Origin of the sequence: Rhizobium sp. WYCCWR 11152, from assembly GCF_013087615.1 — a bacterium.
Taxonomy (GTDB): domain Bacteria; phylum Pseudomonadota; class Alphaproteobacteria; order Rhizobiales; family Rhizobiaceae; genus Rhizobium; species Rhizobium indicum.
Window position 1 is genome coordinate 406,628 of the sequence record NZ_JABFCP010000003.1, and the last position, 21,244, is coordinate 427,871.

The 21,244-nt window shown below is 62.9% G+C and carries 17 protein-coding genes; 13 read left to right on the plus strand and 4 right to left on the minus strand.

From position 1 onward, the window contains the following. Positions 1-38 precede the first annotated feature (38 nt). From G9X67_RS04330 to G9X67_RS04345, 4 genes are all read left to right on the plus strand, one after another. Positions 39-182 carry a hypothetical protein gene (locus tag G9X67_RS04330; protein ID WP_171598191.1) on the plus strand — a complete coding sequence of 48 codons (144 nt, stop codon included), beginning with the start codon at positions 39-41 and terminating at the stop codon, positions 180-182. Positions 183-195: 13 nt separating this feature from the next. Then, the gene (locus tag G9X67_RS04335) at positions 196-1,458 is read left to right on the plus strand and encodes a YcaO-like family protein (protein ID WP_171598192.1); all 1,263 of its coding nucleotides are present in this window, start codon (positions 196-198) and stop codon (positions 1,456-1,458) included. Further along, entirely contained in the window at positions 1,455-2,198 is a 744-nt protein-coding gene (locus G9X67_RS04340; RefSeq protein WP_171598193.1) for a TfuA-like protein, read from the plus strand. Before G9X67_RS04335 ends, G9X67_RS04340 begins: the two co-directional genes overlap by 4 nt. A 66-nt stretch (positions 2,199-2,264) precedes the next feature. After that, on the plus strand, positions 2,265-2,531 hold the full coding sequence (locus G9X67_RS04345; protein WP_138331511.1) for a hypothetical protein: 267 nt from the start codon (positions 2,265-2,267) through the stop codon (positions 2,529-2,531). A gap of 81 nt (positions 2,532-2,612) precedes the next feature. On the opposite strand, the gene G9X67_RS04350 is transcribed toward G9X67_RS04345, so the two are convergent. The 3 genes from G9X67_RS04350 to G9X67_RS04360 all read right to left on the minus strand — a co-directional run bounded on the left by G9X67_RS04350 (position 2,613) and on the right by G9X67_RS04360 (position 4,914). Beyond that, on the minus strand, positions 2,613-3,017 hold the full coding sequence (locus G9X67_RS04350) for a helix-turn-helix transcriptional regulator (RefSeq protein ID WP_025397650.1): 405 nt from the start codon (positions 3,015-3,017) through the stop codon (positions 2,613-2,615). A gap of 202 nt (positions 3,018-3,219) precedes the next feature. Continuing rightward, a complete protein-coding gene (locus tag G9X67_RS04355; RefSeq protein WP_171598194.1) occupies positions 3,220-4,056 on the minus strand; it encodes an amidohydrolase family protein in 837 nt (278 codons plus the stop codon). A 72-nt stretch (positions 4,057-4,128) separates the two neighbouring features. Beyond that, entirely contained in the window at positions 4,129-4,914 is a 786-nt protein-coding gene (locus G9X67_RS04360; RefSeq protein ID WP_171598195.1) for an IclR family transcriptional regulator, read from the minus strand. 419 nt (positions 4,915-5,333) lie between these two features. Between G9X67_RS04360 and G9X67_RS04365 the strand changes: the two genes are divergently transcribed. From G9X67_RS04365 to G9X67_RS04380, 4 genes are all read left to right on the plus strand, one after another. Further along, positions 5,334-6,068 carry an SDR family oxidoreductase gene (locus G9X67_RS04365; protein ID WP_138389844.1) on the plus strand — a complete coding sequence of 245 codons (735 nt, stop codon included), beginning with the start codon at positions 5,334-5,336 and terminating at the stop codon, positions 6,066-6,068. 96 nt (positions 6,069-6,164) lie between these two features. Further along, positions 6,165-7,442, plus strand: coding sequence for an L-fuconate dehydratase (locus tag G9X67_RS04370; protein ID WP_171598196.1), 1,278 nt, complete (start codon positions 6,165-6,167; stop codon positions 7,440-7,442). 223 nt (positions 7,443-7,665) lie between these two features. Beyond that, positions 7,666-10,245 (plus strand): caspase family protein, encoded by a 2,580-nt coding sequence (locus tag G9X67_RS04375; protein ID WP_171598197.1) that lies wholly within the window; start codon positions 7,666-7,668, stop codon positions 10,243-10,245. 370 nt (positions 10,246-10,615) lie between these two features. Continuing rightward, on the plus strand, positions 10,616-11,833 hold the full coding sequence (locus tag G9X67_RS04380; protein ID WP_171598198.1) for an isoprenylcysteine carboxylmethyltransferase family protein: 1,218 nt from the start codon (positions 10,616-10,618) through the stop codon (positions 11,831-11,833). A gap of 58 nt (positions 11,834-11,891) precedes the next feature. Here G9X67_RS04380 and G9X67_RS04385 read toward each other — a convergent pair whose 3' ends face one another. Then, positions 11,892-13,502 (minus strand): hypothetical protein, encoded by a 1,611-nt coding sequence (locus G9X67_RS04385; protein WP_171598199.1) that lies wholly within the window; start codon positions 13,500-13,502, stop codon positions 11,892-11,894. Between the two features lie 150 nt (positions 13,503-13,652). Between G9X67_RS04385 and G9X67_RS04390 the strand changes: the two genes are divergently transcribed. From G9X67_RS04390 to G9X67_RS04410, 5 genes are all read left to right on the plus strand, one after another. Then, on the plus strand, positions 13,653-14,243 hold the full coding sequence (locus G9X67_RS04390; RefSeq protein ID WP_130750858.1) for a hypothetical protein: 591 nt from the start codon (positions 13,653-13,655) through the stop codon (positions 14,241-14,243). Between the two features lie 292 nt (positions 14,244-14,535). After that, on the plus strand, positions 14,536-14,913 hold the full coding sequence (locus G9X67_RS04395; protein WP_072642054.1) for a hypothetical protein: 378 nt from the start codon (positions 14,536-14,538) through the stop codon (positions 14,911-14,913). A gap of 210 nt (positions 14,914-15,123) precedes the next feature. Then, a complete protein-coding gene (locus tag G9X67_RS04400) occupies positions 15,124-17,073 on the plus strand; it encodes a DUF4384 domain-containing protein (RefSeq protein ID WP_171598200.1) in 1,950 nt (649 codons plus the stop codon). 22 nt (positions 17,074-17,095) lie between these two features. Further along, positions 17,096-18,712 (plus strand): caspase family protein, encoded by a 1,617-nt coding sequence (locus G9X67_RS04405; protein ID WP_171598201.1) that lies wholly within the window; start codon positions 17,096-17,098, stop codon positions 18,710-18,712. Next, complete coding sequence (locus G9X67_RS04410) at positions 18,709-21,240, plus strand: trypsin-like serine protease (protein WP_171598202.1); 2,532 nt, start codon at positions 18,709-18,711, stop codon at positions 21,238-21,240. The genes G9X67_RS04405 and G9X67_RS04410 overlap by 4 nt, the downstream gene beginning before the upstream one ends. The last annotated feature ends 4 nt before the right edge of the window (positions 21,241-21,244 follow it).

Here is a 21,244-nt window from a genome sequence, read left to right on the forward strand (position 1 = left end):
CGGCAGCAAGGCGCTGCCTAACCAATCGGAGATGAAACATGAAGACGAATGCTGACACCACCGCAGCTCAGACACAGTCACTGCGCTTCTCTGCAGCCGCCAAGGCAGCCATGAAGCAGGACGAGCTCACCGTTTCCGCCAATGCGCTCGAGAGCCTGACACATGCGCTGAGGTTCCGCTAAGGAACAAATCGGTATGTCTGCTTTCACCGACCTTGAAGCGCTTGCCGGTGACCTCAAACGATCATCGGCCGGCGTCAGCGACTATCATGACCGCGCCGTCACGCCGGCTCAGACATTGGCGGCCATCAGGCCGCATATGCGCGAATTCGGCATTACGCGCGTCGGTCTGCTGACCGCACTCGACGTTGTGAACATCCCCGTCGCCTTCGCAACGAGGCCGAACAGCCATACGCTGTCGGTCTTTCAGGGCAAGGGTATCGACAACGATGCCGCCATGGCCTCGGCGGCGATGGAAGCAGTCGAGACGCGGATCGCCGAAATTGCCCCCACCGACCTGACGCAGGCGACGGTCGAGAGCATGCGGGCGGAGCGTGCCGCGATGATCGATCTCGACAATGTCGCACGCTGCGCGCCCGACGAAATCGGCAGAGGTCCCATTCCCTGGTGCTCCGGGCTCGACATTCTTTCCGGCAGCAGCGTCTTCGTGCCCTGGTGGCTCGTCGGTCTCGACCATCGCGGCGAGAGGCCGCCGGGCTTCGAGCAGTCGAGCGATGGGCTTGCCTCCGGCAACACGCCGTCTGAAGCGGTCCTGCATGGGCTTTGCGAGCTGGTGGAGCGCGACGCCTGGGCCTTGACCCAGCTGAAATCGCCCGAGCGCCTGAAGGAGAGCCGCATCGACCCCGCCTCCTTCGGCGATGCGGTCATCGACGTCATGACCGACCGGATCACCCGCGCCGGCATGAAACTGCTGTTGCTCGACATGACGACGGATATCGGCGTGCCTGCTTTTCTGGCCGTCATCATGCCAGGCAACCTTTCCGACCGTGTCGACGCGCGCTGGTCGCATGTCTGCGGTGGCTGTGGCTGCCACCCCGATCCCGTGCGCGCCGCGCTGCGCGCCATCACCGAAGCGGCGCAGAGCCGGCTGACCGCGATTGCCGGCAGCCGCGACGATTTTTCGCCGCGCATCTATCAGCGGCTCGACAGGAGTGCGGCGATGCAGCAGGTGGTCGAACTCTGCGAGGGCGACGGCCGGACGCGCTCGTTCCAGGCCCGCGATCGCCGCCCGGCGACAATCCAGGAAACCATCGGCCATATTGCCGACCGGCTGGTGGCGACCGGCATCAAGCAGATCGTCGTCGTGCCATTTCCGCACCCGGGCCTGCCGATCTCGGTCGTCAGGGTGATCGTGCCGGGACTGGAGGTCGATATCTCAGGCCAATACGTCCAGCTCGGCCTGCGCGCCGTCAACACTATGAGAGGAGCCGAATCATGAAGGTGTTGTTCGTCGGCCCGAGCCTTGGCAGCGATCTTGCCGCGGCAAGGGCCATGTCTCCTCGCATCAATTTCCGGCCGCCGGCCGCCGCCGGCGACATCCTGAAGGCCGTTCAGGACGGCGCCACCGCGATCGGTCTCGTCGACGGCTATTTCGGCGATCTGCCTTCGGTCTGGCACAAGGAAATACTTTACGCACTCGAACACGATGTCGCCGTTGCCGGCGGCGCCAGCATGGGCGCGTTGCGGGCAGCCGAATGCGAGCCCTTCGGCATGGTCGGGCTGGGCTCGATCTTCGAAGATTACGAGTCCGGACGGCTGCTCGACGACGAGGCCGTCGCGCTGGTGCATGCGCCGCAGGAGCTCGGCTGGCTGCCGCTTTCCGTTCCCTGGGTCGATTTCGAGCCGACCATCGATGCGCTTCACGCCAAAGGCGAGATTTCGCCCGGCGAGCGCAAGAAGCTGTTGCTGGCCGGCCGCTTCCTGCATTTCTCCGAGCGCACCTATGCGAAGGTGGCCGACGAGTGCCATTTCCGCAAGCCGCGTCGCGACCATATCCTCGCCGCCATCCGCGGCAGCCGTGTCGAGCGCAAGCGCAACGACGCGTTACTGGTGCTGGAATGGCTGCGCCGGGACAAATTCCGCCCTGCCAACCGTGACTGGCGCTTTGCTGCGACCTCGCACTGGGAGCTCCTGCACGCCGAAGTCACGCGCAATGCGGTTCCTGTAACGCTTGAATAACGGTCGCGGCGGAAGATGCAGTAATGATGGAATCGTAGGGTTCCACGACCAAAGAGGGCGGGAACGATGTTTGAACAACACAACGAAGGTACCGGCAGCGAATATGCAAGGATCTTCCGGCTGCTGTCGGCGGCCAAGGATGAGGCTGAAAAGCTTCAGCTGCGCAATCTGACGCATCTGACGAACATGGCGCTGCTGCAGGTCGTCATCGATTGGGACGGCATAGACCCCGACAGGGAGCTTGACGTCAATCTCGAGAAGCTGCTCGGCAGCAAAGCCAAGATCGCAATGAAGGATGCCAGCGAGAATCTGATCCTGATCGATCGCCATTGAGCCCGATCGATTGCTATTGATCTCGATCAACCGCCATTGATCCTCATGCGGTCCGTTCGGAGCGCGTGAAGGATAACCGGTCTATTCGGCCGCTTCAGTATCCAGCTGTCCGGTGTTGGCAATCGCCTGGACGAGCTTCAGGATCTTCTTGCGAAGCGCTTCGTTCTTGATCGAAAAGAACGCCGCATTGAGAAGCACGCCTTCGCGCGAAATAACGAATTCCTCGCTGGGAGCGGCGTTGTCGTTGGCCGTATCAGGGGTCGACAGATCGTCGAAAAACGTCCTGACATCGACCTTGAGCGCGCCGGCGATTTCGACCAGCATGCTGGCGGAAACGCGGTTGGAACCCTTTTCGTATTTCTGGATCTGCTGGAACGTTACGCCCACACGATCGCCCAGTTCCGTCTGAGAAACTTTCCTTAATAGACGCTGGATGCGGATCGTCTTTCCGACGTGAACATCGACGGAATGCGGTTCTTCTTTCATCTCATTTCCCTTCTGAAGGCAGCGGACAAGGGGTTATTCGCCATATCCGTGTCAACAACTTTTAGCCGAGATAAATAAGGCTAGCAATTGCTTGCATGTAGATAGAGTTAAACCCGAAAATCGGGCCCTTTTTGTCCCGGAATGGTACAAAAAACATGCCGAAATGGCACGTCCAGGAGACCGGTCGCTTTATTTTGTGACGTCAGAGCGACCAGAGGCGCTGTGCGTTAGCGAAAAGCAACTTGGAACGCTCCGCCTCGCTCACGCCGGAAAGCATCGCATGGGTCGCCGCGACCCAGGTAGAGAGGCCGCCACCGAGCGTGCAGACCGGCCAGTCGCTGCCCCAGACGACGCGGTGCCAGCCGAAACTTGCGGTCACATGTTCGATATAGGGCTGCAGCGTTTGCGCCGTCCATGTCTTCGCATCGGCATAGGCGATAACGCCGGAAATCTTGCAGACGACGTTCGGCCGCCGGGCGATCTCCGATATGCCGGCCCTCCACGGCTCAAAGGCATCCGAGCGGATATCCGGCACGCCGCAATGGTCGAGTACGAACTGCACGTCGGGCGCAAGATCGACGAGGGCGGTCACACGGTCCGCTTGATGCGGCAAGGTGCAAAGGTCGAAGGTCAGGCCGCTGCCGCTGATGCGCCTGATGTTTTCGCGAAACAGGGCGCCTTCGGAGACATCATCGGGCACGACATGCAGCACGCGGCGGAACCCCTTGACGAAGGGATCGGCCTTTTGCCGCTCGAGATAGGCGGCAAAGCCTTGCTCTTCCGGCCGGCAGGAGACAATGGCGCCGGCAATCAGACTGCCTTCCCGTTTGGCGATCCTGGCGATGTGATCGGTCTCGGCCTGCATGGCGGCGGGATCGACATCGACCTCCATATGCAGCACCGTGGTGATGCCGCAGCGCCGGGCCTCGGTCGCATAGGTCTCGTAGAGGAAATCATGATCGAGATCAGGCGCGCCGGAGAGCCAGGGATAGGGCAGCGCCGAGCGATCGATGATATGCAGATGGGTGTCGATGAACACGCTCTTCCTCCCAGAATGGTGTCGTGAAACTATCCCTGGTGAATGGATTATTCAAATAGAAATTCCCAGCCGTCAGCCGGAATTGACGACATCGGCGCCGGCAAGCAGCGAAAGCTGGGCCGCCGCCTTCTGCACCAATGTGATCGCCTGAGTGATATCGGGAGCGGACGGCGCATTGACGAGTGCGATAAAGGGGCAGGTGAGGGCGGCAATGCAGCGGCGGTCCGGCCCGAGAACGGGAGCGGAGAGATTGTAGACGCCGGATGTCTGGGCGCTCGCCATCATCTCGTAGCCGCGCTCGCGGATCTGGTCGAGACGGTCGTAGAATTCGGGCCCGAGTTCGACGCCCGCGCGGCTGCGCACATGTTCGGAGACCATCATCTCCCGCTCCTCCTCGCTGCGGAAGGCCAGCAGCACGTGCCCAGACCCGGTGTCGAAGAGGCTGATATGGGCGCCGATGCGGATCGAAAACCCCCAATAGTCCGGCGCCTCCTGCTGGGCGATGACGACGGCAGCACCCCTATCGAAGACGGCAAGGTGATTGGCCTGGCGCGTGCGCTGGGCAAGATCGCGCATCAGCGGGGTGGCGTAAGAGGCGAGCCGACGCACCGGCGCGTGCAGCTGCGCAAGGCCGAAGAGCTTCAGCGTCAACGAGTAGCGGTCGCCATCCAGCCGGGTGACGTAACCGCGGCGTACCAAGCGATCGAGCATGCGGTAGAATTCGTTGGGGCTGCGGTCGAGCCGCTTGGCGATTTCGGCCTGGGTGAGACCGCTGTCAACGCCGGCGAGCAGTTCCAGGATATCGAGGCCCTTGTCGAGGGCAGGAGCGCGGTAGCGGTCGGACTCGTCGGTCTCCATTCCTTCCCCCTGTGAATATCACCCTGCATATACGCAGAACCGCAGCCGGAAAAGGAAAACTTCGCACTTGACCCTTGGCCAATCGTCTGTTTGTCTATAAACAGACAAATCATCACTGAAGAACAGGGCGGCGACAGGGAGGAAGACCATGCAGCGCATGGGAATGGTCATCGGCCCTGGAGCCGGCGAAGGTCGACTAAAATGCAGCCGATCGGTGGGATCCGGCGCCGGCCCGCCTTTGCAACCGTGGCAACTCCTCCATTTAATGGAGAGAGCCGCGCGCATCTTGCCAGAACCCGGTCGAAACGCGCAAAGAGAGCGAATGGCGGACGATGATGCGTTCTATCACGACCGAGCTTCGCCAAGACATCAACCGCACTCCATCGTCCAGCGTAGACATCCCAGAAAAGGCCCGTGATATGACAAACAGACTTTCCGGCAAGACCGTTCTCATCACCGCCGCCGGCCAGGGCATCGGCCGGGCGACGGCGGCAGCCTTTGCCGCAATCGGCGCCAAGGTTCACGCGACTGATATCAACACCGAGGCGCTGGCGACGCTTGCTGCGCAAACCGGCGTCTCCACCCATAAGCTGAACGTGCTCGAAGAGGATGCGGTCAAGGCTCTGGTCGCCGAGATCGGAGCCGTCGACGTGCTGTTCAACTGCGCCGGTTTCGTCCATGCCGGCTCAATCCTCGAGATGACGGATTCCGATCTCGAATTCGCTTTCGACCTCAACGTCAAGGCGATGATCCGCACCATCCGCGCCGTGCTGCCCGGCATGATCGAGCGCAAGGACGGGGCGATCATCAACATGGCCTCCGTCGCCTCCAGCATCAAGGGCGTGCCGAACCGCTTCGCCTATGGCGTCACCAAGGCGGCGGTGATCGGACTCACCAAAGCCGTCGCCGCCGATTACGTCGGTCAGGGCATCCGCTGCAACGCCATCTGCCCCGGCACGGTGGAAAGCCCGTCGCTGCAGGATCGCATGCGGGCGCAGGGCGATTACGATGCAGCGCGCGCTGCCTTCATCGCCCGCCAGCCGATGGGCCGGCTCGGCTCGCCGGAAGAGATCGCCGATCTCGCCGTCTATCTCGCCGGCGCGACCTACACGTCGGGCCAGGCGATCGCCATCGACGGTGGCTGGACAATCTGATTTCAGCGGATGCGGCCGGCCCGGCAGTCTTGCCGGCCGGCCCGGCCACTGCAATCGGCTCTCTATAATCGGCTCATTATAATCGGGAGAAACACCATGACCCGCATCACCGACCTTCGTGTCTTCGATCTCCGCTTTCCCACGTCGCAAAGCCTGGATGGATCCGATGCGATGAACCCCGATCCGGATTATTCGGCCGCCTACGTCATTCTCGATACGGATGCGCCTGATCTTGCCGGCCACGGTCTGACCTTCACCATCGGCCGCGGCAACGACATTTGCTGCATGGCGATCGAAGCGATGCGTCACCTTGTCGTCGGCGCCGACCTCACAGAAGTTCTCGCCCATCCCGGCGCCTTCTGGCGGCATCTGACCAGCGATAGCCAGCTGCGCTGGATCGGCCCGGAAAAGGGCGCCATTCATCTGGCGACCGGCGCGGTCGTCAATGCCGTCTGGGATCTTCTCGCCAAACAGGCCGGCAAGCCTGTCTGGCGGCTCGTCGCCGAAATGTCGCCGGAAGAGATCGCCGATATCGTCGACTACCGCTACCTGACCGACGTGCTGACGCGCGCCGAGGCGGTCGAGATCCTGAAGCGCGCCGAGGCGGGCAAGGCGGAACGCATCGCCATCCTCGAAAAGGAGGGTTACGCCTGCTACACGACCTCGGCCGGCTGGCTCGGCTACGGCGACGAAAAGCTGCGCCGCCTCTGCCAGGAGGCGATCGGTGCCGGCTTCAACCATATCAAGATGAAGGTCGGCCGCGACCTGGAAGACGATATCCGCCGTCTCAGGATCGCCCGCGAGGTGATCGGCCCCGACCGCTACCTGATGATCGACGCCAACCAGGTCTGGGACGTCGGGCAGGCGATCGACTGGGTGAAGGCGCTTTCCTTCGCCAAGCCCTTCTTCATCGAGGAACCCACAAGCCCCGACGACGTCGCCGGCCACCGCAAGATCCGCCAGGCGATCGGCCCGGTGAAGGTCGCGACCGGCGAGATGTGCCAGAACCGCATCATGTTCAAGCAGTTCATCGCCGAGGGCGCGATCGACATCGTGCAGATCGATTCCTGCCGCATGGGCGGGCTGAACGAGGTCCTCTCCGTGCTGCTGATTGCCGCCAAGTTCGATCTGCCGGTCTGGCCGCATGCGGGCGGCGTCGGCCTTTGCGAATATGTGCAGCATCTGTCGATGATCGATTACGTCGCAGTGTCGGGCACCAAGGAAGGCCGCGTCATCGAATATGTCGATCACCTGCACGAACACTTCCTCGACCCCTGCCTGATCGAGAACGCCGCCTACATGCCGCCCACCCTGCCGGGCTTCTCCATCGAGATGAAACCGGCCTCGATCAGCAACTATACGTTTCGAGGCTAAGGAACCTTCACCGGCCGCATGTTAAATTCCTGATTTTTACAGTCTTTCTTGTCGACGACGGGCTTCCAATCTGACGGGACTGCTCCAATTCACTTGGAGGCGGCGAAGCTTGCTTTTTAGAGCGCCGGGGAATAGTTTTGAAATGTGAATGCGGAGGGGGCCCAGCACCAGCAGGCCAGCAAATTTTATTGAACTTAGACAATAGAATGTTTGCGATCGAGCCATGCCCAAGTTTCACTGCGTCAAGAGACTGTGCGCTTATCTGCTGATCATCGCAGCAATGCTGCTATCGATAGGCACGGTACATGCAGCCATCACCGAGGAGAGCGGGCGCCGCGTCGCCCTCGTCATCGGCAACTCGGTCTACAAGACGCTGCCCTCGCTTCCCAATCCTGCCAATGATGTCGAAGAGGTCGCGACCACGTTGCGCGCCGCCGGTTTCGATGTGACGATCGGCGTCAATGTCGACCGCATCGGGCTCGAAGATACGGTGCGCCGCTTCCTGCGTTCGACCAACAATGCCGAGGCCGGCCTGATCTACTATTCGGGCCACGGCATCCAGGTGGGCGGCCAGAATTTCATCGTGCCGGTCGATGCGACGCTGGAGACGCCCTATGACGTCGAGACGCAGACCATGCCTCTCGACCTCATCTTGAACCATCTCAAGCAGAATTCGCGGGTGCAGCTGATCTTCCTCGACGCCTGCCGCAACAATCCCTTCAACGCCCAGAAGTTCTGGATGGCGGAAAAACTGGAGCCGGTCGGCGCCACACGCGGACTTGCGCGTATCGACAGCGATCTCGGCAGCCTGATCGCCTTTTCGACCGAACCCGGCCAGGTGGCGCTCGATGGCACCGGCGCGCTCAGCCCCTATTCCGAATCCTTCATCAAGCGGGCGAGCGAACCCAACAAGGAAATCCGCCAGGTCCTAACCGATGTGCGCCGCGACGTGATCGCCATGACGGGCGGCAAGCAGGTCCCCTGGGAAAACTCCTCGCTGATGGACAGCTTCTATTTCATTCCGGCGCCGCCGCCGCCAAGCGTTGAACCGATGCAGCAGGTGAGCGTGCCGGAGGGTGCGGCCACGACCAAATTGCCGATCGCCCCGCCGCATGACGAAACCGGCTCCGCGCTGCTCGTCACCCTCAACCAGCTTCCCAAGATCGGCAAACTCAGCTTCGACGGCAAGCCGGTCGAGCAGGGCGCGAAAATGCCAGCCGCGGCACTAACTGCGTTGACCTATGATTCATCAGGCGTTGCCGCCGGAACCGTTGGCCTGATCGGCTATACCGTGAGTGACCCCTATGGCCAGGCGACGCAAGGTGTCGTCGCGATCACCGTCTCGGCGGATGCAGGCGCCAAGATCGCCCAGCTCGAACAGGAAAAGCAAGTGCGGCTGGCCGATGCCGATGCCTATTTGAAGACACTGCCACGCGACGTGGACACGACGATCGGCGTCGGCCCCGTCAAGGCGGGCCTGCCTGAAGCACCTGAAACGGCTGCGGAAATGACCTTCAATATCGCGGCCCTGCCCGACAAGGGCACGTTGCGCGCCGGCGACCGGGTGATCGGGCTCGGCCATGTGCTTGAAGCCGCCGATATCCCGGCGCTTGCCTACGAGCCGCAGATCGGCACTGAGAACCAGCCCTTCGCCCTGACGCTGCAAGCCGCCAACGAAGACTTGCCGCCGGCGACTATCACTTTCAAGCCGACGCTCAACGCCTGCGACACATCGGCCGCGGCTCCGCTCGACCTGCAGGGCGTGACGGCAGGCAAGCTGCCGAACGAGATCGTCGCCGATGAAGCACTGCCCGCTTGCATGGACGCGGTGAAGGCCTATCCCGAGGTGGCGCGCTTCATCTATCAGCTCGGCCGTGCCCAGCTTGCCAACCGCGATACCAAAACGGCGTTCGCCACGATCAGGAAGGCAATGGATGCCGGGCATGTCCGGGCGATCCAGGAACTATCAAGGCTTTATGAGTTCGGCGCCTCCGTCCCGCGCGATGCGGCCAAGGCAAGCCAGATCGCCAAGGATGGCGCGGCCAAGGGCGATCCCTTCGCCCTGCACAGCTACGGCAAAGCCCTCTATCACGGCCGCGGCACCAAGGCCGATCAGCAGCTCGGGTTGCGCCTGATGCTGCAGGCCGCCGATCTTGGCCATACCTATGCGATGAACGAACTCGGCTATATCTTCCTGAACGGCGTCAACGTTCCGGCCGACCCAGATCGTGGTATCCGCTTCTACGAAGCCGGCGTCCAGCGCAACGACATCTATTCGCTGAACAATCTTGCGCTCGTCTACCGTTTCGGAAAGGGCGCTCCGGAGGATCTCCCGAAAGCGCTCGATCTTTTCACGCGGGCGGCGGAGGGCGGTCAGCCCCATGCTCCGACAAATCTCGGACGCATGTACCGCGACGGGATCGGGGTTACCGCGGACAAGGCGGAAGCGGTGAAGTGGCTGGAGATGGGCGCAGAACGCGGCGACTACTGGGGTGCACTCGACCGCGCGATGCTCGCGAAGGAAGAGGGCGCGGACGACGACAGCCTTGCAATCGCGGCGCGTTATTTCGCGCTGGCGACCGCCATCAACATGCCGGGCAGCGGCGATCCCAAGAACCAGGCGCTGGCGGAATTAAAGAGAATGCCTGGCGCCGCGAAGAAGAAAGCGGAGGCCGCCTTTGCCGCCGAGCTGACCGCTCAGGAAAAAAAGGCAATTCCGAAGACCAAGTCGCTCGATGACAGGCTCGTCAAGCTTGCAAAAGCGACATGGGTAAAGCGAAATCCGAGGTACGATCTCTTCTGAAACGGCGGTCCGGGGGCGCCCTACATGAACAGCAAGCTAATCATCCGCATCCTATTGTGCTCGACATTCATCACAGGTTCCGGCGCAATCCTGCAGAGCTGCATCTTCGATCCTGGCGCCAGGACGCTGTTTGCCAGCGAAGAGCCGGCGGCCAGGAGCGCCACGCCCACCAGGAGAACCACGCCCACTATTAGAAGAGTGGCCGCACAGAACAATCAACCGGCTTTCGTCCGCTCAGAGAACAGTTCCAGTGGGAATTCCGGCGGCGGTGGCTCTGGCGGCGGCATGGGCGGTGGCTCTAGCTCTAGCGGGTCGTCGAGCTCCGGCAACTCTTCGAGCGGCGGTCCTTCCTGGTAAGGTAGGGTCCGTCATGATCCAAGCTGTGACGTTCATCGGAGCAGCAACGGGCATCGCGCTCTCGACCTATCTGCAGCTTGAGCCCGGCAAGGCAATGGCGCTTGCCGTGTTCTGCCTTCTCCTGGCGTGGATCGCCGTCGACGGCACATTCGCTGCTCGTTCGACCTGGGTATCGCGAAAGAGACGAAACGAGGCTCCCGCCATCTTCTGGCGTCGCATCGGAACGAAGCTTGTGGGCCTCGCCGCGCTCCTTGGCGTGGTCGTCATCGCCTGTTCGATCTTTCCGTTTTTCACGCAGTCGTCGGCGGTCCGATGGATCATCGAGGCTGGGCACACCACTATTCCCCTTTCCATCGCACTTGCCGGCGTCACCATTCTCTACGTCGCGGTCACCGATCTGGTCGCGGAGGAGCCCGACGATTATCTCAATCAGGTCGGGCGCGCGGTGTTGATGCAGGATTTTCGCGAGGAGGACGTGCTGTTCGCATTGCGCCTGCTCGCGATCAAATGCTTCTTTCTCGTGCTGATGTTCTCGGGCGGCATGGCGGCTCTTTCCGATCTTGCCGAGAAGCCGGCCTGGGCGTTTCCACCGCTCTCGGCGGCCTGGTTCGAAGGCCTGTTGCAGCTTGCCTTTCTTCTCGACATCGTGCTTGCCGCCGGCGGCTATGTCGCGACTTTCAAGCTTTTCGGATGGCATGTCAGGGCAACGGAGACGACGGCACTCGGCTGGCTCGTCTGCCTCATCTGTTATGAGCCGTTCTTCCCTGCGATCTCGCATGCCTTCGTGCCCTATGGCGAGGGGCCGGGCTGGGAGACCGTGATCCGGGAAGGCTCGGCCGTCTTCATCCTCTGGAGCGTCGCGACGCTGTTCTGCACCGTCATCTATGTCTGGGCGACCGTTGCCTTCGGGCCGAGATTCTCAAACCTCACGCATCGCGGCATCATCACATCAGGCCCTTACCGCTTCATCAAACATCCGGCCTATGTCTCGAAGAACATCGCCTGGTGGCTGTTTGCGGCTCCTAGCTTCATCGCCAGTGGCCTTGCGGAAGGGCTTGTCCGGGCAGGGATGCTGGCGATCGTCAGTCTTATCTACGTCATGCGCGCCCGCGCCGAAGAACGCATGCTGAGCCGGGATCCCGCCTATCGGGACTATGCCGAGCACGTCGCGGCGCATGGGCTTTTAGCAATGGCGAAGCGGCGGCTGGCGCCTACAGCGCCGCGCGTCTGAAAAGACGCGCAAAGGACGCTGTAACACTTTGAATTGCTGGCGGCGTGACTCCCACCGTTCAGCCGTCGAGACCCTTGAAGCGCACCGGCTGGTAGCCGCGCATCAACAGGCTGCCGAGCGAATAGGTATTGCGGCAGACACGGCCTTTGCAGGCATTCGGCGAGGCCTCCATCACCTCCACCTTCTTATCGGCCGTGAAGCGCATGAACAACAGCACATGCGAGCCCGGCTTGTTCAGCGCGTCGCCCGGCCGCATCGACCAGGGGTCTGAGAGGCGCTTGGTGATCCCGGGGATGGCGCGCGTCGAAACGTGCATCTTCAGGCCCCAGGCGTCGCTGACGAAACCGGAGCAGTCGACGCCGAGAATGTTGGATTGCGGCGCGCTCTTGGTGCAGACATTGCCGGCGGTCTGGCCCTTTTCCACGCCGCCGACGAAATTCTCGAGCGGCGTCTTGCAGCCCCAGCAGTAGGGAACACCCTTGACCGTCTGGCCGCGCTTGCCGATCAGGTAGATCGGGCGGCGCAGCCGGTTCATGTTGACGCAGCCCGGGCCGGGATCCCTGCCATAGGCGGTTGATGTCACCAGCCAATTCAGCGTCTCGAAGCCGATTGCCCGCTCGATGACGTCGCTGCGCGATTTCGGCACGATCGCTACCTTCGGCGTCTTGCCGGGCTTGCCGGCCGCCGGCTGCTTGGCCGGGCGGGCGACGGCGAGCTTGCGGCCGGGCTCCCGACCGTCGAGCCGCAGCACCTGCGCCCGGCTTTCCTGCGAGCGCAGATAAAGCACGTCGCCGCGCGGGCCGATCGCCACAAAGCGCCTGGAAAATACCGTGCCCGGTTCGATCGGCAGATCGTAAACCCGGTCCATCGCCCCGTTCGGCGTGAAGCGCACCACCAGCATGCCGGTGCGCTCGGGCCGGTCGGCGGGCACGAGCTCGACCAGCGCATAGGGCCTGCCTGTCGTGTCGATGTCGAGAAGTTCGACGGTGCCGATCCGCCCTTCCGAAGTCAGCTGCAGCGAAAGGAAATTCTCCTCCGAACTGCTGCGCCGCAGCAGGATCTCCGCCTTGTCGTTTGCGGCCGCCGAAACCTCGGCGACGATATCGCCGAGCCCGCGGCTCGGCACATATTGAATGACCGGCGGGCGGGCCTCGGGCCGGTTGGTGCTGCGGCCGATCTCGTCGATGATGCTGTTCAGCGGTCCCGGCGATACCGAGCCCATGGAGGCGAAGACCGAGCGGGTGTAGTCGTCGGCGTCAGCGCCGCCGTCGACGGCGCGCAGCGTCTGCGATCGGCCGTCGGCATCGGTGGAGCGCTCGAGCGGCACGACGCCGTCGGACCAGAGGTAGAGTTCGTTGTGAACGACGGCGAGATCCTCCGGCGTGGCATTTTCCGGCAGCGGCAGGATCTCGGGATCGGCCTGCGAACGTTCGGCGTCGACGGCAAGCACGCGGCCGTTGTTCTGGTCGAGGATGTAGATGGTGCCGTCGTCGCCAACGGTGATCGCCGCCGGCCCGGACGCCTCCGCTTCCTCGTTGGAAGAGATGATGCCGACCGAACGCGCGCCGTCGCCGCCGCGAAGCTCGATGATCGTCGTATCTTTCGCGAAAACCGGCGAGGCGACCGCAAGTGCCGCGGCAAACAAGATATGCGACCCAAAACTACGCATTGCCTCGACCCCCAAAGACCGTCACGTCTTTCAAAAATGGTAGGCTAGATATGACTTCTCAGCAAGCCGTTGCTTTCCAAACGATTTGGAGATCTGCGCCGGCGATAGTACAAGATCATCGTCTCGAAGATTTATCGGCAGGAAATGCTTATGCTGGAATGGAACGGTGACGAACTGGCGCTCGACATAAGCTTGCTGGAGCAGGTTCGCGCGGCGAGAATAGGTTTCTCAGACCGCGTCTGCGCCGCCTCGGCAAGCAAGGACGACAAGCATCTGGCGCAGCTGCGCTCGGAGCCGACCTATCTGATGGCCGAGTTCCTCTATTCGATGAAGGTCTTCGGCATCAACACCGCCGAGGATATCGAACGCTTCGCCGATCTGCACAATGATTACGTGGTTTCGCTCACCCGCGATCCGGCCAAGCTGCAGCGTCTGGGGCTCTCGCAGGATCGTGCGCTCGCCTCGATGTTCACCGCCGACACCAAGCCGCGGCTGATCCAGAACTGGGCTGATAAATCAGGCGCGATCGACCAGTCCAACCTCGCCCGTTTCCTTGTCGCGGTGATGTCGAGCGAGACTTGCCGCAAGACGTTGATCGATTTCGAGACGGCAGGCTTCATGCAGCGCAAGCGCTCGCCCTACGGCACCATGGTCGTCTGGTCGACCGGAATGATCGAGGAGATCTTCGGCGAGATGCTGCGCGATCTGCGCCTTAGCCTGCAGCAATTGAAGATCCTCTGATGCATGTCGCCCGGAAGTGTGCGGCCGGGGTCAACGACATGCATGAAACAAAGAGCGAAAGCGCCGCTGCCAGCCGATTTCAACCCTCCCAATCGATTGGCACCGAGCGCCGTTGCCTTCCTTCCGGCCTCTCCCTATTCTCGGGGCGCTTATGCATGTCGCCCGGAAGGGTGCAGCAGTTCCGGGGCAACGACATGCATAAAAACAAAGAGCGAAAGCACGTCGCATGAATCAATTTTAATGCGACGTGCTTTTGTCGCGCAGTGGCGCCAATAAGACGGATGTGACGACGATGACGAAATCCTGGCTCATAACCTTGTCGATCGGCCTGCTGCTGGCGCTGCAGGTACCTGAGCTCGCGCATTCCGGCCCGGCTGAGGACGCGCTAGCGGCGCGAAACCCCTCGCTTGCGGCACTGCGCCAGCATGACGAAAAGGCCTTTGCCGCGGCGACCGCGATCATCGCCGAACACGAACGCGCCAAGGGGCTTGCACCCGGCGAGGACAAGCTGCCCGATGCGACCTCGCCCGGCCGCGACATGGGCTCGGGTCCCGGCAAGGAATTCACGGTCGACAATCCGGATATTCTCTGGCTCTACAATTCCTCGCCCGAGGGAATGAGCGACCTGATCTCGATTTTGAAATCAGCCGGGCAAAAACCCAAGAACTAACCGCCTCCTCGCAGTTGAACGGACTATAACAGGCCCCGGTTATTCCGAAGCGTGAGTCTTGCTCACGTCTTTGCCTTGGCGGATTCTTCCAGGCTCCAAATAATTTGTAACCCTCCCTCAAGCAAGACAGGCGAAACCATCCCAATTTCGCCAGTCAGTGCTATTCTCATCTTCAACACAGTGTGAGATGTTCGAAGAGGAGGTTTTTCAATGCCGAACCGCAAAGCCATCCTGGCTGCAGCCACCTTTCTTTCGTTCTTTTCGGTGGTTCCCGCCGTCGAGGCGCAGAACGAACGCACATTGACCGAAGCGCCAGCGCAGACCGGGCCTGTCAGCATCACCTTCGATCGCGCTGAAGCCAAATACGCCATCGGCGAAGTTGTCGGCCTCTTCATCCAGTCGACCGAGAACGCCTATGTCACGGTGCTGAACGTCTCGCCGAACGGCGCGGTCGTGAAGCTTTTCCCAAACAAGTACCAGACCGACGCCCTTGTCGGCGCCGGCAAGCGCGTGCAGGTGCCGGATCCGACAAGCGGCGCCAAGCTGCAGGTTTCAGGCCCGGTCGGCCAGGAACAGATCAAAGTCTTCTATTCCTCCAAGCCGCTGACCATCTTCGCCGATCTCGGCGGCAGCGGCAGCGGTATGTTCCGCTCGATCGACGGCGGCATGGATGCCGTTTCCCGCAGCCTTGAAGAAGCCCGCAGCCTCGGCACCAAGATCAGCAGCAAGACGCTGATGCTGACGACGGTCGATAGTCCGGCTGCCATCCCGCCCGTCGCAGCCGCCCCCGCAGCCAAACCGGTCGAGCAGGCTGCAAAGCCGCCCGTTGCGCCGAAACCTGCGGCCGCTCCGAAGCCGAAGCCGGTAACGAAACAGGAAGTCGCCAAGAAGCCGGAAACGGTGGTGGATAAACCGAAGCCGGCTGCCCCGAAAAAGGTCGCGCCGAAGCCTGTCGAGCAGGCAACACAGCAGCCGCCGAAGAAATACAAGATCGTCACCAACCTGGCGCCCGGTCAGGAGCTTGCCGCCGACGAACTGGAGCTGATCGGTCCGGCCGACACCACCTCATCCACCCGGCCGACCCAATATAAGCAGCCCACGCAGTACAAGCAGCCGAGCCAGTCTTCGCAGACGAAGATGCCGAAACTGCCGATGCCGCAGATCAAGATGCCGCAGTTCAAGCTTCCCGGCGGTTTCAGCATCAAGATGCCGCAGCTAAACCTCGGCCGTTCGGCCGAACCTGCCCAGGCCGGCGAGGAGATCGAGGTAGCGAACGCCGATACGCCTGTTTGCACCGCCCTTCTCGACAAGCTGAACACGGCCGTCGCCGCCAAGGATATCGGTGCTGCCGCGGCCGAGGCCGATGCGATCGCCGTCAGCGCCGATTGCGGCCAGTTCCAGGTGAATGCCCAGCGCCGCGTCGCGGCCCTCAGGCTTTCCGCTGCCCAGGAGATGATGGCCGCCAACCAGCCGGTCGCCGATTACGAGCCGCTGCTTGTCGCCGCCGACAGCCCGCAGGTGCTCTGGCAGGCATCCGCCACGCTCGGCGAGATCTATTTCTCCGCACGCCGCTTCGCCGATGCCGCCGCCGATTACCAGCAGGCGATCGAGATCATCAAGAACGAGACCCGCACGCCGAAGGCACCGCCCGCCGAGACGATCTCCGATCTCATCCAGCGCGCCGCCCAGGCCCGCATCCTTGCCGCCAACCCGACGAGCGACAATCCTGAAGGCAGCTTCGTGCCGGCCGAGAAGGACCACCGCAGCGGCGTGCTCGGCGGCATCTATTCGGAGAATGTGCGCGGCATCGTGCCGGTCTCCATTCCGGTTCCGATCACCTTCGACTTCAACAAGTCGAGCTTCACCTCGATCGGCACCGAAGCCGCCCAGGAATTGCTGGAGGCGCTGAAGGAACAGAAGCCCGGCCGCATCATACTCGTCGGCCATACCGACCGGCGCGGCGGCGACGACTATAATCAGAAGCTTTCCGAACGCCGCGCCCAGGCCGTCGCCGACTTCCTGAAGAGCAATGGCCTCGACGCGACAATCGACGCCGAAGGCCGCGGAGCTTCCGAGCCGGTGGACGTCACGGCAACCGCAAACCTCACCGAAGACGATGTCGATGCACTGAACCGCCGCGTCGAATGGCGCCGCGAATAGGCCGGGCGAGGGGGAACTGGCCATGACCGCATTCGTTTCCATGGCCGCAGCACTTGCCCTCCTCACCATGGCGGCCACCGACAGCCTGGCAAAGGTGATCGAGGCGCCCGAGCGTGGTGCGGTCAGGGCCGTGCTGATCGGCATCGACCTCTACCGCAACGTTCCGCCGCTGCACGGCGCCGTCGCCGACGCCGACGACCTTTCGCTTTCGCTGCGCTCGGTCGGCGTCGAGGACATGACGCTCTTGAAGAATGGCGCTGCCGACCGCGAGGGGATCTTCCATGCGATCGAGGCCGTGACGGAACGGGCAGGGCCTGGCGACCTCGTCGTGCTCGGCATCGCCGGTCATGGGTCGAGCGAGCCGGAACGCGTCAAGGGCTCGAAACCGAGCGGCCGCGACGAGGTCTATATTCTTGCAGGCTTCGACACCCGGCTGCCGGGATCGCGCGAGCGTATCTTCGGCGACGAATTCAAGACGCTGATCCGCAAGCTCGAGGCCAAGGGCGCCGATGTGGTCTTCATCGCCGATACCTGCCATGCCGGCGGCATGACCCGCGACGTCGATCCGCGCGGCGCCGAAATCACCTGGCGCCAGGCGCCTTCCTATACGATCGAGGAGGACGACCTCGCACCGATTTCGACCACGGCGGATGCGCTGTCCACCGGCTTTGATTTCAAGCGGCTGACCTTTCTCGCCGCCGTCGACGACAACACCAAGTCGCCCGAGATATCAATTCCCGGCATTCCGCAGAAACGCGGTGCGTTGAGCTATGCCACCGCCCGCGCCTTCGAAGGGGCCGCGGACCGGAACGGCGACGGCGCCGTCAGCCGCCGCGAACTGTTCGAATATGTGCGCCAGGCGGTCTATCAGTTCACCAACCAGCGGCAGAACATCTTTACCGAAAGCCCGCCTGGAACCGATCTCGATCGCGCCGTCGTCTATCATTACGAAGGGGCGGGGGCCCAGGCGGCGGCGGAGAAATCAAACACTCCGCTGCCCGCCGAGCCCGCGCCGATCAGCATTGCCGTTCTCGGCTCCGAGCCGGTGCTGCAGGGGATCGATCCCGCCGTCACGCCGTTCAAGCTGACGGGGGGTGCTGATGCCGAACTTGTCTTCGATCCGGAAAAGCGCGAGGCGATTGCCGGCGGCGATGTCGTCGCCTCCGGTGTCGGCGCCGGCGACATGCCTTTCGTTGTCGACCGGATGGCCGCGCTCGATGCGCTGAAGCGGCTCTCCGAGACCAACCCGCAGACCGTGCGCGTGACGCCTTCCGACACCGTCCATCGCGAAGGTGAGCGCGTCGGCGTCACGGTGTCGGATATATCGGGCCGCAAGCTCGCACTCTTCGACGTCACCGGCGATGGAACCGTACAGTTCCTCTATCCGGGCGAGAAGGAGGTCGATGCTGAGATGTCTCAGACCTTCGATCTCGACCTTTCCGTCGTCGCACCTTTCGGCACCGACCTGCTCGTCGCCGTCACTTCTGAGGCCCCGATGCCCGAACTTATCGAATTCCTGAAGCAGAACGACAGGCGCCGCGCTGCCGGCAATATCGCCAAGCGCCTCGGCGATTTCCTGCCCGAGGGCGCGCGCGTCGGATTTACGGTCCTCTATACCTCCGCCGGAGCCAAGCTATGAGTACGTCGATCAGCAAGGTCCTCAATATTGCGTCCGTCATGCTGCTTCTGGCTACTCCCGTGCTGGCGCAGCAGGATACCGATTTCGCCGGCGAGGATGGCGGACGTGTCATCGGCGGCCAGGCAGCCAAGAAGGGTGAATGGCCCTGGCAGGTGAAGATCCTGGCGCCCGACCCCGAACAACGCGGCCGCTTCGGCGGCCATTGCGGCGGCTCGCTGATTTCGCCGCGCTGGATATTGACGGCCGCCCATTGCGTCACCAGCGGCCGCTCCGGCAAGCAGGATCTCTTCGCCCGCGACCTACTGATCGTCGAGGGCAAGTCGAAGATCGACAAGGTGATCGCGGTGGACGGGCCCGACAAGCCGGGCCTTGCCGTGGAAGAGGTGATCATCCACGAGGATTTCGACCGCAAGGTCTTTGCCAACGACATCGCCCTCATCAAGCTGAGCGAGCCCGCTAAATCGAAGCCGGCGATCCTCGCCTCGGCCTCGGATGATGAGGTAGAGGCCGCGGGCCACCCGGCCGTCGTCACCGGCTGGGGTTACACCAAGGCCGATCACGGCTGGGACGACAAATATCTGCCGACCGAGCTGCAGGAAGTGGAACTGCCGATCGTGCCGCGCGAGGACTGCCGCGCCGCCTATCGCGACAGCTCGATGCGCATGAACCCGATCGACGAGCGCAATGTCTGCGCCGGTTATGCCGAAGGCGGCAAGGATGCCTGCCAGGGCGACAGCGGCGGACCGCTCGTCGCCCAGCGTCCCGACAAGCGCTGGATCCAGCTCGGCGTCGTCAGCTGGGGCGCCGGCTGCGCCGAGGCCGAACATTACGGCGTCTATACCCGTGTGGCCGCCTTCCGCGACTGGATCGCTGCAAAGACCGACGGCGACGTGCCGAATGTTGAAGGGCCTGCTGCCGGCGATCAGGTCGCGTCCACCACCACCAGTGGCGGGACGAAGCAGAGGAAGTCCGGACAGGAAGAGGCCAATCTCGTCATCACCACTCCGCCCGCCGGCGATACCGCGCCGGCCGGCACGACCGAAACACCTGCTGCCGACACGCCCGCCGGCGATACCTCGCCGGCTGACAAGCCCGTCGCTGACGAACCAGCCGTTCAACCGCCCGTCGTCCAGACGCCGGTGATCGAAAGCTCGCCCGGCGACCGCGCGCTGCTGATCGGCATCGACGATTACGAGATGCGCGAGGCGAAGCTGACCGGTTCCGCCACCGATGTGAAAGCGATGCAGGTCTTCCTCGCCAAGACGCTCGCCTACCGCCCGGAGCAGATCCACACGCTGACCAACCGCAAGGCGACCCGCGAGGCAATCCTTGCCGAGATCGACGACTGGCTGGTGCGCCAGTCGACGCCCGGAAGCCGCGTCTTTCTCTATTTCAGCGGCCAAGGCTCGGAAGAAATGGGCGCCGAGGCGACGACCAGCCCGACGCTGGTGGCAGTCGATGCCAAGCTGGTGCGCGAGGGCGGCAAGGTGACCGTCACCAACCAGATCCGCGAAACGGAGATCGCCGCCCGGCTGAACAGCCTCAAGGACCGCCGCGTCACGCTGCTGATCGATGCCTGCCATGTCGGGCCCGGCAGCCGCAGCGCGGTGGCCGCACCATCCGGCACCGTGCGTTGCCTCGGCCCGGCGCTGGCAGCGCTCGAACCGCCGAACAAATCGGGCAAGGAGGCGAAATTCTCCTTCGGAGGCGAAAACGCCATGGTCTGGTCGGCCGTCAACGCAGGGCAGTGGGCACTCGTCGATAGCGAGGCCAAGCCGCCGCTCGGCGTCTTCACCCGCCGCTTCATCGAAGGCGTGCAGGATGGCGTGGCGCGCGCAGCCGACAAACCGAATGTCAGCAATGCCGCTTTGCTCGATTACGTCCGGCGCAAATCCGACGAATATTGCCGGACGCATGCGGGAGACTGCCGCTTCACGCCGGTGCCGCAATTTTATGGCCAGCCGGATGCGCTCGGCCGGGATGTCATCACCGGCGAGGAGGCGAAGACGCCGCTCGCCGCCGTCGAGAACACGCTGAAGAGCGACAATGAGGCCGGCGTCGCCGTCGACGTGCTGCCCGGCACCGCGGTCAGAATCGGCGACAAGGTCGCGATGCGTGTCTCCACCAAGAAGTCCGGTTACCTGATCCTGGTCGATATCGACGCCTCCGGCAAGCTGACGCAGCTTTACCCGAACAAGCGCTCGATGGGCCTGAAGCCGACTGCCAAAAGCGGCGACAACCGGCTCGATCCGGCCCGGCCGGTGGTCGTGCCCGATGCGCGCAATCCCTATACCGGTTTCGAATATGTGGTGGAGGGACCGGCCGGTGTCGGCATGGTCGTTGCCATCCTCAGCGACAAGCCGATCGAAGTGCTCGACCTGCCGGACGTGCCGACGCCGCTCGTCGGCCAGCGCGCCGCCTTCAACTATGTCTACGATCTCGCCCGAAGCCTCAGGATCGTCGGCGACGACGAGACCGGCGCCCAAGGCAAATGGTCGTTCGATTCCAAATTCTATCGCATCCGCTGAACAG

Bases quoted from the DNA above. Each gene is read 5' to 3' on its own strand.
- G9X67_RS04400 (WP_171598200.1), top strand. From the start codon at position 15,124: ATGCCGAACCGCAAAGCCATCCTGGCTGCAGCCACCTTTCTTTCGTTC.
- G9X67_RS04395 (WP_072642054.1), top strand. From the start codon at position 14,536: ATGACGAAATCCTGGCTCATAACCTTGTCGATCGGCCTGCTGCTGGCG.
- G9X67_RS04380 (WP_171598198.1), top strand. From the start codon at position 10,616: ATGATCCAAGCTGTGACGTTCATCGGAGCAGCAACGGGCATCGCGCTC.
- G9X67_RS04340 (WP_171598193.1), top strand. From the start codon at position 1,455: ATGAAGGTGTTGTTCGTCGGCCCGAGCCTTGGCAGCGATCTTGCCGCG.
- G9X67_RS04365 (WP_138389844.1), top strand. From the start codon at position 5,334: ATGACAAACAGACTTTCCGGCAAGACCGTTCTCATCACCGCCGCCGGC.
- G9X67_RS04330 (WP_171598191.1), top strand. From the start codon at position 39: ATGAAGACGAATGCTGACACCACCGCAGCTCAGACACAGTCACTGCGC.
- G9X67_RS04370 (WP_171598196.1), top strand. From the start codon at position 6,165: ATGACCCGCATCACCGACCTTCGTGTCTTCGATCTCCGCTTTCCCACG.
- G9X67_RS04360 (WP_171598195.1), bottom strand. From the start codon at position 4,914: ATGGAGACCGACGAGTCCGACCGCTACCGCGCTCCTGCCCTCGACAAG.
- G9X67_RS04385 (WP_171598199.1), bottom strand. From the start codon at position 13,502: ATGCGTAGTTTTGGGTCGCATATCTTGTTTGCCGCGGCACTTGCGGTC.
- G9X67_RS04345 (WP_138331511.1), top strand. From the start codon at position 2,265: ATGTTTGAACAACACAACGAAGGTACCGGCAGCGAATATGCAAGGATC.
- G9X67_RS04350 (WP_025397650.1), bottom strand. From the start codon at position 3,017: ATGAAAGAAGAACCGCATTCCGTCGATGTTCACGTCGGAAAGACGATC.
- G9X67_RS04410 (WP_171598202.1), top strand. From the start codon at position 18,709: ATGAGTACGTCGATCAGCAAGGTCCTCAATATTGCGTCCGTCATGCTG.
- G9X67_RS04390 (WP_130750858.1), top strand. From the start codon at position 13,653: ATGCTGGAATGGAACGGTGACGAACTGGCGCTCGACATAAGCTTGCTG.
- G9X67_RS04335 (WP_171598192.1), top strand. From the start codon at position 196: ATGTCTGCTTTCACCGACCTTGAAGCGCTTGCCGGTGACCTCAAACGA.
- G9X67_RS04375 (WP_171598197.1), top strand. From the start codon at position 7,666: ATGCCCAAGTTTCACTGCGTCAAGAGACTGTGCGCTTATCTGCTGATC.
- G9X67_RS04405 (WP_171598201.1), top strand. From the start codon at position 17,096: ATGACCGCATTCGTTTCCATGGCCGCAGCACTTGCCCTCCTCACCATG.